This is a genomic window from Achromobacter sp. NPDC008082 (assembly GCF_042957345.1).
Taxonomy (GTDB): Bacteria; Pseudomonadota; Gammaproteobacteria; order Burkholderiales; family Burkholderiaceae_B; genus Achromobacter; species Achromobacter kerstersii_A.
This window is the reverse complement of record NZ_JBIBIB010000001.1, coordinates 95416-107744: the sequence shown is the minus strand read 5'-3', so window position 1 is coordinate 107744 and position 12329 is coordinate 95416. Positions and strand designations below refer to the sequence as shown.

General features: G+C 64.3%; 12 protein-coding genes. 3 read left to right on the top strand and 9 right to left on the bottom strand.

Translation table 11 applies throughout. From position 1 onward, the window contains the following. Positions 1 to 21: 21 nt before the first annotated feature. The 9 genes from ACFZAI_RS00520 to ACFZAI_RS00480 all read right to left on the bottom strand — a co-directional run bounded on the left by ACFZAI_RS00520 (position 22) and on the right by ACFZAI_RS00480 (position 9141). The gene (locus ACFZAI_RS00520) at positions 22 to 687 is read right to left on the bottom strand and encodes a DUF502 domain-containing protein (protein ID WP_391565083.1); all 666 of its coding nucleotides are present in this window, start codon (positions 685 to 687) and stop codon (positions 22 to 24) included. Between the two features lie 15 nt (positions 688 to 702). Beyond that, positions 703 to 1020 carry an FmdB family zinc ribbon protein gene (locus tag ACFZAI_RS00515; RefSeq protein ID WP_391565082.1) on the bottom strand — a complete coding sequence of 106 codons (318 nt, stop codon included), beginning with the start codon at positions 1018 to 1020 and terminating at the stop codon, positions 703 to 705. Between the two features lie 210 nt (positions 1021 to 1230). Further along, complete coding sequence (locus ACFZAI_RS00510) at positions 1231 to 2514, bottom strand: putative Na+/H+ antiporter (RefSeq protein ID WP_391565081.1); 1284 nt, start codon at positions 2512 to 2514, stop codon at positions 1231 to 1233. 157 nt (positions 2515 to 2671) lie between these two features. Beyond that, positions 2672 to 3568: a DUF6999 family protein gene (locus ACFZAI_RS00505; protein WP_391565080.1), complete on the bottom strand. Its 897-nt coding sequence runs from the start codon at positions 3566 to 3568 to the stop codon at positions 2672 to 2674. Further along, entirely contained in the window at positions 3565 to 5571 is a 2007-nt protein-coding gene (locus ACFZAI_RS00500) for an iron-containing redox enzyme family protein (RefSeq protein ID WP_391565078.1), read from the bottom strand. The genes ACFZAI_RS00505 and ACFZAI_RS00500 overlap by 4 nt, the downstream gene beginning before the upstream one ends. A gap of 33 nt (positions 5572 to 5604) precedes the next feature. Continuing rightward, positions 5605 to 6537, bottom strand: coding sequence for a fatty acid desaturase (locus tag ACFZAI_RS00495; RefSeq protein WP_391565076.1), 933 nt, complete (start codon positions 6535 to 6537; stop codon positions 5605 to 5607). After that, positions 6497 to 7273 (bottom strand): sterol desaturase family protein, encoded by a 777-nt coding sequence (locus ACFZAI_RS00490; RefSeq protein WP_391565075.1) that lies wholly within the window; start codon positions 7271 to 7273, stop codon positions 6497 to 6499. Before ACFZAI_RS00490 ends, ACFZAI_RS00495 begins: the two co-directional genes overlap by 41 nt. Before the next feature lie 134 nt (positions 7274 to 7407). Next, complete coding sequence (dapA, locus tag ACFZAI_RS00485) at positions 7408 to 8301, bottom strand: 4-hydroxy-tetrahydrodipicolinate synthase (protein WP_391565074.1); 894 nt, start codon at positions 8299 to 8301, stop codon at positions 7408 to 7410. Positions 8302 to 8655: 354 nt separating this feature from the next. Beyond that, complete coding sequence (locus ACFZAI_RS00480) at positions 8656 to 9141, bottom strand: GAF domain-containing protein (protein ID WP_391565073.1); 486 nt, start codon at positions 9139 to 9141, stop codon at positions 8656 to 8658. A 158-nt stretch (positions 9142 to 9299) separates the two neighbouring features. On the opposite strand from ACFZAI_RS00480, the gene ACFZAI_RS00475 reads away from it, so the two are divergent. The 3 genes from ACFZAI_RS00475 (at position 9300) to ACFZAI_RS00465 (ending at position 12076) form a co-directional block, all read left to right on the top strand. Further along, on the top strand, positions 9300 to 10502 hold the full coding sequence (locus ACFZAI_RS00475) for a PLP-dependent aminotransferase family protein (protein WP_391565072.1): 1203 nt from the start codon (positions 9300 to 9302) through the stop codon (positions 10500 to 10502). A 134-nt stretch (positions 10503 to 10636) separates the two neighbouring features. Next, positions 10637 to 11563, top strand: coding sequence for a 4-hydroxybenzoate octaprenyltransferase (gene ubiA / locus ACFZAI_RS00470; protein WP_054421359.1), 927 nt, complete (start codon positions 10637 to 10639; stop codon positions 11561 to 11563). 108 nt (positions 11564 to 11671) lie between these two features. Beyond that, positions 11672 to 12076, top strand: a complete 405-nt coding sequence (locus ACFZAI_RS00465; RefSeq protein WP_391565071.1) for a DUF1090 domain-containing protein — start codon at positions 11672 to 11674, stop codon at positions 12074 to 12076. Positions 12077 to 12329 lie beyond the last annotated feature (253 nt).

Here is a 12329-nt window from a genome sequence, read left to right as displayed (position 1 = left end):
TGCTTAGTTTGAGCGTAAGGGTTACGAATCGGCGCGCGGCGCGTCTTGCACGCCTGCCGCCGGAGAGAGCGGGGCCGGCCGGTCCTCGGGCGCGAACGCCTGGGCCGGGGCGACCACGCCCATGGAAACGATGTACTTCAAAGCCGCGTCCACGCTCATCTGAAGATCAATCACATCAGTGCGAGGCATCATCAGGAAGAAGCCGGACGTGGGGTTCGGCGTCGTCGGCACATAGACGCTGATGTGGTCGCCTGGCATCAGGCTGGCCACTTCACCGCTGGGCGTGCCGGTGACAAAAGCAATGGTCCAGGAACCCGCGCGCGGATACTGCACCAGCACCGCGCGGCGAAACGCCTGGCCGTTCGGGGCAAGCACGGTATCGCTGACCTGCTTGACCGAGTTGTAGATGGAGCGCACGAGCGGGATGCGGCCCAGCAGGTTTTCCCACTGGTCCACCATCGTACGGCCGATCAGGTTGGCCGCGAAGACGCCGGTCAACAGTACCACCACGATGACCAGGACGAAGCGGAAGCCGGGGATGTCGATGCCGAACAGCGATTCGGACGACAGAAAGCCAGGCACGAACCCTTCCAGGGTGGCGACCAGCAAACCCAGCACCCACACCGTGATGACCAGGGGAACCCAGATCAGCAGGCCGGTGATGAAGTACTTTTTGATCAGGCGCATCCGCATCGCATAGGCCTAGGCGGCGGGCGTTCCGCCAGCCGGCGCGGGGGTCGCGGGGGCTGCGGCAGGCGCCGAAGCCGCCGGCGCCGCAGCGGGCGCGGCGCTATCCGACGGGGCCGGCGTGCTGGTCGGCGCAGCGCCGCCAGACCCGTTGCCGCGGAAATCGGTGACGTACCAGCCGGAACCCTTGAGCTGGAATCCAGCCGCGGTCACCTGCTTGGAAAACGTGCTTTCACCGCATTCGGGGCAAACCGAAAGCGGCGCGTCGGAAATCTTCTGCAAGACGTCTTTGGCGTGGCCGCAGGCGCTGCACTTATAAGCGTAGATGGGCATCAGGGGCTCCCAGGCGCGGGCCCGGAAAAATCAAAAGCCGTCGGTCGCCGGGCGCAAAAGTCCGGGGCGGCGGTTGGGCAAGGCCGGAAAAAAATACGGGAAAGTCTTGAATTTTAGCGGTTTTTCATGAACCGTCGGTACCGTGTCCGTCCAGGCGGCCCCAGGCCCGATCCAAGGGGCGCCGCCCCCGGTCCGCCAGGGCGCGTCCGCTCAGACCGGCAGCAGGAACATCACCGCCGCCACCAGCGTCGGCCCGAGCGCCGACAGGAACAACCGGCCCGACGAAATGCTGCCGTCCGGGAAGTGGTTCTTCAGGATGGCAAAACCCGCCGGGTTGGGCGCGTTGGCAATCACGGTCAACCCGCCGCCCGTCACGGCGCCCGCCACCAGCATGTAGCGCCAGGCTTCGTTGGTGCCTTCGACGAGCGACCCCAGGTAAGTCAGCGCGGCGTTGTCCGTAATGGCCGTCAGTGCGGTGGCGCCCCAGAACAGCACAAAGGGTTCAAGCCCGCCCAGCAAGTCCTGCAACCACCACTTTTGCAGGCCGCCCAGCACGACAAGACCGGCCAGGAAGAAGCCCACCATCAGGCCTTCCTTGATCAGCAGCCGGTTCTGGTGGCGCTTGTACGCTTCCGAAAAGCCGATGAACATCATTAGCAGGCCCAGGAAAATGGCGGGATGGTGCGCGGTGAGCACCACGGCCACCAGAAACACCAGATGCACCAGGATGACGATGGCCGGGACCGGCGGGCGCGAATCCGCCCCGTCCGGCGCATCCACGCCGCCGCCCGTACCCACCGAGCGCTCCATCAGCGCCTTGCGGCAGATAAAGGTCAACAGGCCCGCATTCAGGCAGACGGCAACCGCCGCGCGCCAGCCGAAGTGCTGCACCATGAAGGTCGAATCCCAGCCGAAGGTGGACGCCACCATCAGCACGGGCGGCGCGGCGTAGGACGTCAGCACCCCGCCAATCGACACGTTCACGAACAGCACGCCCAGCGTCAGGTACTTGAAGCCCGCGCGGCCGCTCGTGCGGAAGTAGGCGTCGCGCAGCAGGATGGCGGCCAGCGTCATGGCGGCCGGTTCGGTAATGAATGAGCCGCCCAGCGGCACCAGCGCCATCACGACGAAGAACGTGGCCAGTTCGCGCGGCAGCGGCAGCGCGCGCGCCACGATGCGCACGATCAGCCCCACCATTTCCAGAATCGGCCGACTGGCCGCCACCACCATGATCACGAAAACGAACAGCGGCTCGGTGAAGTTGCGCGTGTCCATGTAGTTGATGGCGCTGGCCGGCCCCGACAGCGCGGCCATGGTCACGATCAGCGCAAAAGCCCACACGCCGAACACGGCTTCCACTTCAGAGAACAGATGCCAGAAGCCCGCATGCGGTCCGCCACGATGCGCCAGACGCGCAAAAACGGGCACCGAGAACGTGTGAAGAACCGCCACGGCGAATAAAACGGTGGCGATGACTTCAATAGGCTGAGGCATAAGAGGCACTTCCGGAATCAAGACTCACGCAACGGAGAATCACGCGATGCGAACGCGGTCCGGCGCGGCTCGCCGAACAAGGGACGCAATATAACGCAGGCTTTTTTCCGTGTAACGCAGGGTCTACACCAAGTTGTGCCTTGTTCTGAACGTATTGCTAGGCAATCGGCGCGGGCGGTTCCGCGCCCTGTTGCGCCGCCTTCATCTCCATCAGCAAGCTGTGCAGCATTTCCGTCGACAAGCCATGCAGCACCAGCCGGTAGCCCGCGCGCAAGGTCGACAGCGGCACCAGCGGATGGCTGTTGTTCACCAGGATCAGATGCTGCGGCGCGCCCAGCAGCTTGGCCGCGTAGATGCCGATGGTCTCGTCCAGTTGCAGCGAATTGCACGCGCGCCAGAAATCGTTGTCGGTCAGCATCAGCTGATACAGCGGCGTGAACAGTTCGATGGCGCTTTGCAGGTCCAGGAAATTCAGCTTGCCCTGCGGCATGTCTTCAAGCTTGAGCGGCGGGTCCTGGATCATCGAGAAATCCACCGTCTCGGGCGCATGCATTTCCACGCCCGCGTCCCGCAGCGCCTGATTCAGCCGGATGACGAAGTTGAACAGGTTCAGGTCATGTTTGACGAAGAGCTCGTCCCGCAGGTCGTCGATCTCCATCGGCTCAAGCGGGTTCGTCGTAATCGGCACCGGAGAATTCGCGGCGATGAAGGCCAGCGCCTGCGCGCCCAGATGGAAGTGGCGCAAGATCAGCCAGTTCGCTTCCGGCGACACGAAGCGCTTCAGGCCCCACGCCAAGATGCGATGCAGCAGCTTGGAATGCGACCAGCGGCGCGGCAAAAAGGTCTTCACCACCTGGATCAGGATGATGAACGCGCGCGCCAGCGGCCGCAGGAACGGCAGCAGGTACTGGCGCGACGCGCAGCTGGAATCCGTCAGCCAGGCTTTTTTCACCTTGTCCGGCAGGGGCGTGCTGCGGTCCAGGTACAAAGCCAGCCACGGGCTGGGGTCGGCCGGGTCGTGCGGCTTGGCCAGGAATTCGGGTTCCGTGCTCATGCCGCGTCGCCCTCCATCACGTGGTGGAACTGCATCAGGTACAGCGCGGCCGTGCGGCGCGCGGTGTCGACGATGCGTTGTTCGGCGCGGCCGTCTTCGTCGCAGTCCAGCGCAAGTTCCACGGCCGACAGCCAGCGCGCCAGATGATGCTCATCGTTATGGCCGTGGTATTCCAGGAAGCGGAAGGCGTCAGGCGGCAACGACAGGCTGGCCTTGAGCAGCGGCAGCAGCGCGGGCACGATGCGCTGGCCGGTGCCTTCGATGATGTAGATCGCGCCCAGCAGGCCGATGGGGTCGCGCGTGGCGGCCAGGCTGTGCAGATAGGCGTTCAGCGCTTCGCCGCCCGGGTTGCGGCGCAGCGCGTCGATGCTATCCACCGTGCCGCCCGCGTTGCGGTAGTCCTGGAACAGGATCTGGAAATCGTTCTGCTCTTCGCCGGCATGCATGTCGATCAGCGCGGCCAGCGGCGCGTATTGCTCGGTCAGCGACGCCGCGCCTTCGCGCATCCACTTGCTGCCTTCGCGCACCTGCGGAATCCAGTTCTCCATCCAGTTAAGGTAGTCGGCCGTTTGGAACTGGCGGTTGCGCAAACGACGCACAACAGGCGTGCGCCACACGCGGGAACGATAGTCGTGCCAGATTGCAGCAAGTTCGGTCAGCAACTGGCCCAGGCCTTGCGGCGCAATGTCGGGATCGTGCGGCGGCGCGATGGCGTCGGCGTCACCGCTTTGCGCGTCCAGACGCGGCGAGGCAGTGGCGGGGGCCGCCGCGTAAGCCGCAGCCGGGGAAGGAGCCGACGTTGCAGCCGACGTTGCAGCCGACGTTGCAGCCGAAGCCCCCGCCGCTGACCGGCCCGCCGGCGCCGCGTGCACCGCTTCGGCTTCCAGCAGCATGTACGCCGCCATGAAGCGGCCCGACTCGGGGATGTAGCAGAAGATCTGCTCGCCCGGTTTCACCTCACGCGTTTCCAGGAATTCGGCCAGCATGATCAGGATGGACGCCGCGCCGGTATTGCCGCGCCACGCCAGGTTGCTGAACCAGCGCTCGCGCGGGATCACGAGTCCTGCCTTCTCCATCAGGTCTTCCACCACGGGGATGAATTTTTCCGACGAGTAATGGCACAGGAAATGGTCTACGTTGTCCGGGTCCAGCCAGCCATCGCGCACCAGTTTGGCGTACTCGTGTATGCCGATGTCGAACAGGTGCGGCAGCAGGCGGATGTCCTGACGCAACGACAGCGCGCCATCGGCCTCGGCCTCGTTCCACGACGGGTAATCCAGATGCCCCTTGTTGCGGTCGGCCGACAGGCCCAGCTGCATGCACACCGGGTAGTCGCCCGAGAACGAACGCTGGTGCACCCACTTCAGTTTCAGGCGCACACCGCTTGACGCGCCCGGCAGCGCGCGGCCGCTGTTGCCCAGCAGCAGCGCACCCGCGCCGTCGGACAGCATCCAGCGCAGGAAGTGCGCGTCGAAGTCCGCATCGTAGCCACGCGCCGCAAAGCGCGAGCGCTTGAACAGGCGCGACGGCAGTTCGCTGGCCACGGCCAAGGCGCTGGCGTGTCCGCCCATTTCCACGCCCTGCGCGGCGACCTGAATGGCCGACACGCCGGCTGCGCAGATGCCATGCACGGACAGCGTCTCCATCGGCTGCGCGGCCAGCTCGCCCTGGATCATGTTCGAAAAGCCGGGCATCAGCGCGTCACCGCCCGACGAACCGCTGGTCAGCAACGACACTGCGGACAGATCGCTGTCGTGGCGGCGCAGGCAATCGCGAATGGCGTTGGCGGCCAGTTGCGCGTTGGTGAACACCGTCTGGCCTTCGGGGTCGATGGCGTAGTAGCGCTGCTTGATGCCGTTCTCGGCCAGGATGCGGCTCTTGATGCGGCTGGACATCCGGTTCAGCGGCGCAATGTAGCTGTCCATGGCGTCGTTGGACACGGGTTCGCCCGGCATGAAGTAGCCGGCGCTCTCCAGATAGACACGATTGAACGCGATAGGCATGGGCGGGTCTCTAGTAGAAAGTGAATGGCGGCGCTAGCGAATGTGCTCGGGCGCCATGCATGAACGGCTGCGAAAGCGCGGCACCACAGCGCCCAGCACGAAGACGCGGAACATGTAGGGCGTAAGCCCCGCTTCGTTCAGCGCCGGATTGACGTGTTGGCGGTAGTGCTCGCGATGCAGACGGGTCAGTTCGGACCAATGCGCGCGCGGATGCTCGTGATGCGCGGTGTGCAGGCCGATGTTGAACAGCAGCGGGTTGACCAGCCCTTCGAAATTGCGCGCGTAATTCAGCCCGGCGACGTGGCGGGGGCCGCCGTCGGCATGCGCGTGTTGCAGGTAATTGGTGGCCAGCAGCCAGTGCAGCCCGTGCAGCTGCGGCAGTATCACGAACACCAGCGCCTTCACGGGGTTGACGGCGATCAGGCCGCCCCACAAACCCAGCCATACGCCGTACTGCGCCATGCAGTAGCGCCATGCGCCGGGCCAATGGCGGCGCAAACGGCCCAGCCACGCGAAGAACATCGGATACAGCACCCAGCCGGCCTGGAACGGATGCAGCACATAGCCCCACAGATGATTCGTATCGCCGCCAAAACGGTACGTGCGCGCCACATCGCGCGCGCCATGCTTGAAGCGATGGTGGTTCGCCACATGCGCCGGATAGAACACAAACGTGGGATGCCCTTGCAGCAGCGTGATCCAGAAATCGGTAGCGCGGTTGGTCCACCGGCCACGCCACATTCTGATGTGCGTGTGGTTGTGGTGAATGACGCCGATGCCTAGTGTCAAAAACAGCATCAATGCGTACAGCGGCCACCAGAATCCGTAGACCCATTGCCAGGCCGCCAGCGCAGGCAGCGCAGCCAGATACGCCAGGCTTTGCCAGTCGCGCCGGTTGCGCAGCGACGGCAGCCGAGGCCAGCGGTTAGGCCCGTCCGCCAAGCGATTCTCTGCGCTGGTAGGCATCAAGCTGCGGGCCTGCCGCTTCGGCTTTCAGCCGCGTGCGGAACAGGCGGTCCATGAACGTGAACTGGAATCCGTAGTTGCCGTTGTAGCAAGCGTGGTGCAGGTGATGGCGGCGGCTGGCCGCGAACCAATGCGCGTACGACACCTTGGGAAAGAAGTCGTAGTTGGCATGCCCGATGCAATTGAAGAACAGGCTGAACAGCGGCACCGAGGCCAGCGCCCAGAAACTGAAATCGTGCAGCACCATCGGCAGCATGATCACGTTGCCCAGCATCAGCGCTTCGATGGGGTGAAAGCTATAGGTGGAAAACGGCGTGGTCACCACCGACCGATGATGCGGCAAATGGAAACGGCGCAGCGGCTTGGTGTGCAGCAGGCGATGGTTGATCCAGAAGTGCACGTCGTTCCAGGCCACCAGCACCAGGATTTCAACCACCACTTTTTGCCAGCTGGGGTCCGGGTCCAGATGCGCCCAGCCCAGCTTCAACAGGCCCCACGGGAAGATCATGCCGGTGCCGAACAACAGGATAGACAGCCCCGACTGCGCAAATTCGCGCCGCAGCTGGCCCGGCGCCAAGGGGCGCGGGTCCAGCGGCCGGCCGATGCCCAACGCCGGCAACACATGCTGCGTGAGCAGCCAGGTCGCCGCGCCGAAGACCAGATAGATCCCGCCGAAGAACAGCAGCCCCGCCAGCATCACCTGCCAGGCGGATAAGGCTTCAAAAGCTTGGGCCATGAACGTTTGATTTCACCCCGAAGAATGGCCGCATCATAAGCAATCCGTCAGCTTCCCGGTGAGCCATTTATTACTAAATGATTCCGAGCAACACAAAGGGTGGGACGCCACGTTGATCACGGCCTAACTTCCGGCTACTGGCAGGGAAACTGGCGGTTCAGGCCCGCAACCGCTGCATCCAGGCGCGCGGCCAGCGCGGCGCTGGCAACGGGCATCGGCATGCGCAGCTCTTCGGACAGCAAACCCTGGCGGCCCAATTGCGCCTTCAGCGGGCCAGGATTGGGCTCTTCGAACGCCAGCCGGATCACCGGCACCAGGGCCTGGAACAAGCGCCGCGCCAGATCCAGCTGCTGCGCGCGCACGGCCTGATGCATCGCCACGAACAAGTCGGGCCGGATGTGGGCCGCCGCCGCGATCATGCCGGTGCCGCCCAGGCACAGCACGGACAGCGATTGCAGATCTTCGCCCGCCAGCACGTTCATCTGGCCATCGGCGATCAACGCCAGCGTCTTCTCCAGCGACCCGCCGCAATCCTTGATGGCGGCGATGTTCGGATGCGCGGCCAGTGACAATAATGTCGATGTCTCCAGCGTTGTGCCCGTGCGGTAGGGAATGTCGTAGAGCACCAGGGGGAAGCGCGACGCATCGGCCAGGCAGCGGAAATAGGCGGCGGCGCCCTCTTGCCCCGCGCGCACGTAGTACGGCGCGGGCGCCAGAATGCCGGCCAGCGGCCGCGTGCCGAACGCCGACAGGCGCTGCAACACATGCCCCTGATGGTTGCCGGCCAGACCCATGATCACGGGCAGGCGGCCGGCTTCGGTCAGCACGGCGTCCAGCACGGCCAGCTGCTCGGCGTCATCCAGCGACGCGGCTTCGCCGGTGCTGCCGCACACGACCAGCCCGTCCACGCCGGCTGCGGCGTAATGGCGCACCAGTCTGCGCAAGGCGCCGCCATCCACGGCGCCGCCGGAAAACGGCGTCACCAGCGGCACCCAGACGCCCTGGAAAAGAGATTGTTGAGTCGACATGAGAGAACACTCCTTCGGTGTAACGACCGTGGTTGGACCGTACAGAAGTGCTCGGGATATCAGGGGTGCGCGCAGAGGCGCTGATGCGCCGCCAAGAGGCCGCTGTTCCGTCGCCCATCTGACGGAACAGCATGCTCCGGTCAGATGAGCGGCTGTTTTTTGGATTTCAGGCCGACGGCAGCCGGCACCACGCACAGGGCGCGGAGGCAGGAAGCGGTGGGGTTGGCCTGAAGGATCATGAATGAATGAGTCGATCGCGTGATTGGCCACGCGAGATGAAGCGACGGATGCGGAAATCTACCGGGCGCGCGCCGCGGTGTCAACGGCCGCCACGGGCCGCCCGCGCGCGCGGTGTCAGCGCAGGCTGGCCAGGAACACCGCGCACAGGGCTTCCATACCCTGACGGTCGTCTTCGTCGAAACGATCCGGCACGGGGCTGTCCACATCCCACACGCCAATCAATTCGCCTTGATGCACCAGCGGCACCACGATCTCGGAACGCGACGCGGCATCGCACGCGATATGGCCGGGAAAGGCATGCACGTCCGGCACCAGCTGCGTCTGGCGCTGGCTGGCCGCCGCCCCGCACACGCCACGATTCAGCGGAATGCGCACGCAGGCCGGCTTGCCCTGAAAAGGGCCCAGCACGAGCTCGGTTCCATCAAAGAAATAGAAGCCCGCCCAGTTCAGATCGGGCAAGGCCTGATAGGCCAGCGCGCTCAGGTTGGCGGCGTTGGCGATGCGGTCGGGCTCGCCGTCGAGCAAGGCGCGCGCTTGCGCAACCAGTTCGGCGTACAGGGCGGCCTTGGAGTCAGCGACGATCGGAGCGGCTTCAAACATAGCGGTAAATGTAACTGTACAGGCGGTTTTCGATGCAGGTGATTTTAGGGGTTCCGCGCGTTAAAGGGGCCGGGCTGCTACCGTATGGGACAATACTTTTTTGTTGCAGTCCCCCTTACCGCCTCTTCCTTTTACCCTTCTTCTTCAAGAAGCAATCCATGGACAAGCCTCTCGAACCTGCGTTTTCCTTTTCGGAACGCGCTCAGCAACTTACCAGCTCCGCCATCCGCGAGATCCTCAAGGTCACCGAGCGCCCCGAAGTCATTTCGTTCGCTGGCGGCCTGCCGGCGCCCGGCGGCTTCCCGGTAGAAGTGGTACGTGCTGCATTCGACAAGGTATTGGCTACCAACGGCCGCGCGGCCCTGCAATACGGCCCGACCGAAGGCTATGCGCCGCTGCGCCAATGGGTTGCCGACGATCTGAACCGCGCGGGCGCCAACGTCGCCCCGGATCAAATCCTGATCGTCTCGGGTTCGCAGCAAGCGCTGGACCTGTTGGGCAAGGTGCTGATCGACAAAGACAGCAAGGTGCTGGTCGAAGACCCGAGCTACCTCGGCGCGTTGCAATCGTTCAGCCTGTACCAGCCGAAGTTCGTGCCGGTGCCCACCGACGAAGGCGGCCTGATTCCGGAAGCCATCACGCCTGAACTGGCCGACGGCGCACGCTTCCTGTACGCGCTGCCGAACTTCCAGAACCCCACCGGCCGCACGCTGAACCTGGAACGCCGCATCGCGCTGGTCAAGCGCGCCGCCGAGCTCAACCTGACCATCATCGAAGACGATCCCTACGGCGAACTGCGCTACGCAGGCGAGCCGCAGCCGGGCCTGATCGCGCTGGCCGCCGAATACGGCGCCAACGTTGTGCGCCTGGGCACGTTCTCGAAGGTGCTGGCCCCCGGCCTGCGCCTGGGCTACATCGCTGGCGGCCGCGCGCTGATCAACAAGCTGGTGCAAGCCAAGCAAGCCACTGACCTGCACACGCCCACGCTGACGCAAATGGCCGTCTACGAAATCGTCAAAGACGGCTTCCTGGAAGAGCACCTGCCCAACGTGCGCGAAATCTATCGCGCGCAAGGCAGCTGCATGCTGGAAGCCATCAAGCAGGAATTCCCGTCCACCGTCACGTGGACCAAGCCGGAAGGCGGCATGTTCATCTGGCTGACCTTGCCCGAGCACATCGACAGCACCAAGCTGCTGGAAAAGGCCATCGCGCAGAACGTGGCCTTCGTGCCGGGCGCGCCGTTCTACAGCGGCGCGGGCCGCGCGAACACGCTGCGCTTAAGCTTTGCCACCGTGCCGGAAGAAAAGATCCGCACCGGCATCGCCATTCTGGGCAAGCTGCTCAAGGAATACACGGCATAAGCAAACCGTGGCCAGACAGGAATACGCGGTGTCAAAACCGCGTCCTGAACGGCAATTGAGCTTCCACGGCCGGGCGCAATGCCCGGCCGTTGTTTTATGCTGTCGGCTTTCCCCACCATTTTCTGACCGTGACAGTGAGCGCCTCGCAACAACCTCCCGTCGACCTCAGCGACATCGTCTTCACCGACTGGGTCGAACGCTGGCTCCCGAAGTCGTGGCGGCCCTACGCCCGCCTGTGCCGGCTGGACCGCCCCATCGGCACCTGGCTGACACTGCTGCCGGCCATCGCCGCGCTGGTTCAGACGGCAGGCGGCCTGCCCGACCTGCAACGCCTGATCGTCTTCTCGCTGGGCGCGCTGCTGATGCGCGGCATCGGCTGCACCGTCAACGACATGTGCGACCGCAACTTCGACAAGCACGTCGAACGCACGCGCTTCCGTCCGCTGACCAGCGGCCAGCTGTCGATGAAGAACGCCGTGTGGTTCCTGCTGGGCCAGTTGCTTGTCTGCGGATCGCTGCTGTTCTTCTTAAACGATATGAGCCGCTGGCTGGCCGTGGCCGTGCTGCCGTTTGTGTTCATCTATCCGCTGTGCAAACGCGTCACATACTGGCCGCAAGTGGTGCTGGGCATCTGCTTTAACTGGGGCATGCTCATGGCCTGGTCCGACACGCAGAATCACGTGCCATTGGCCGCCATTGCCATGTGGGCAGGCGCCGTGCTCTGGCAGGTGGGCTACGACAGCATCTACGCATATGTGGACGTGCGCGACGACCGCAGCCTGGGCCTGCACTCCACCGCCATGCGCTTTGGCGACCAGGGCAAGCTGTGGATCGGCGGCTTCTATCTGGCCACCGTCGTGCTGTGGTCCTGGGGCGGCTACGCCATGGGCTTGTCGTGGGCGTATCAGGTCGGCATCGCCGCCGTGGCGCTGCATCTGGCGTGGCAGTTGAAGGTGTTCGACATCCAACGCCCCGACCGCAATTTCATGCTGTTCCGCGCCAACCTGTGGCTGGGCGCGCTGCTTGTAGCCGCCGCGCTGGCGGGCACGCTGATCCGTTGACCGGTGCCGGCTGCAGCAGCAGGCCGCTGTTGATTGATCCCGCGCATTGCGCGCCTTGGCAGGTTCAGGCGATCATGCCATTTCCGCCACGCCTTACGGAGACACCGCATGCCCTCGTTGATCAAATCCCTCGCGGCCGCGGCCGCCGTATGCGCGCTGTTCGGCATCGCGCCCGCGCAAGCCGCCACCGACTGCTCGGCCCAGCGCGGCTGCGCCGCCAAGTTCTGCGAAATCGAAAACGACATCGCTGCCGCCAAAGCGCAGAACAACACCCGCCGCGAAGCGGGCTTGCGCAAAGCGCTGGCCGAAGCCAAAGCCCACTGCACCGACAGCCGCCTGCAATCGCAACGCGAAGCCGACGTACGCGAGAAGCAGACCAAGGTGTCTGAACGCGAACAAGAACTGAAGGAAGCGCGCGCCAAGGGCAAGCAAGACAAGATCGACAAGGCCCAGCGCAAGCTTGAAGAAGCGCAGTCCGAGTACAACGCCGCGCTGGTTGAGCTGAACCGCTAATCTTTGCGGAATTCCCTCGCGGCATTTGCCTCACCGCATTTCCCTCACCGCATTTCCCTCACCACACCGCAATCGCCCCGGGCTTGTCCCGGGGCGTTTGCATTTTGCGCAGGGGCGCGCGGCCCACCGCGACCACCATCCATTGCGTCATCAAATGGAAATATCGCCACCTATGGTGCCAACCGGAAGAATTCAAATCGATTAGTACGGATTTTGGAAAGATGTTTTCAGGGAATAAGGGTTTATCCCGAGG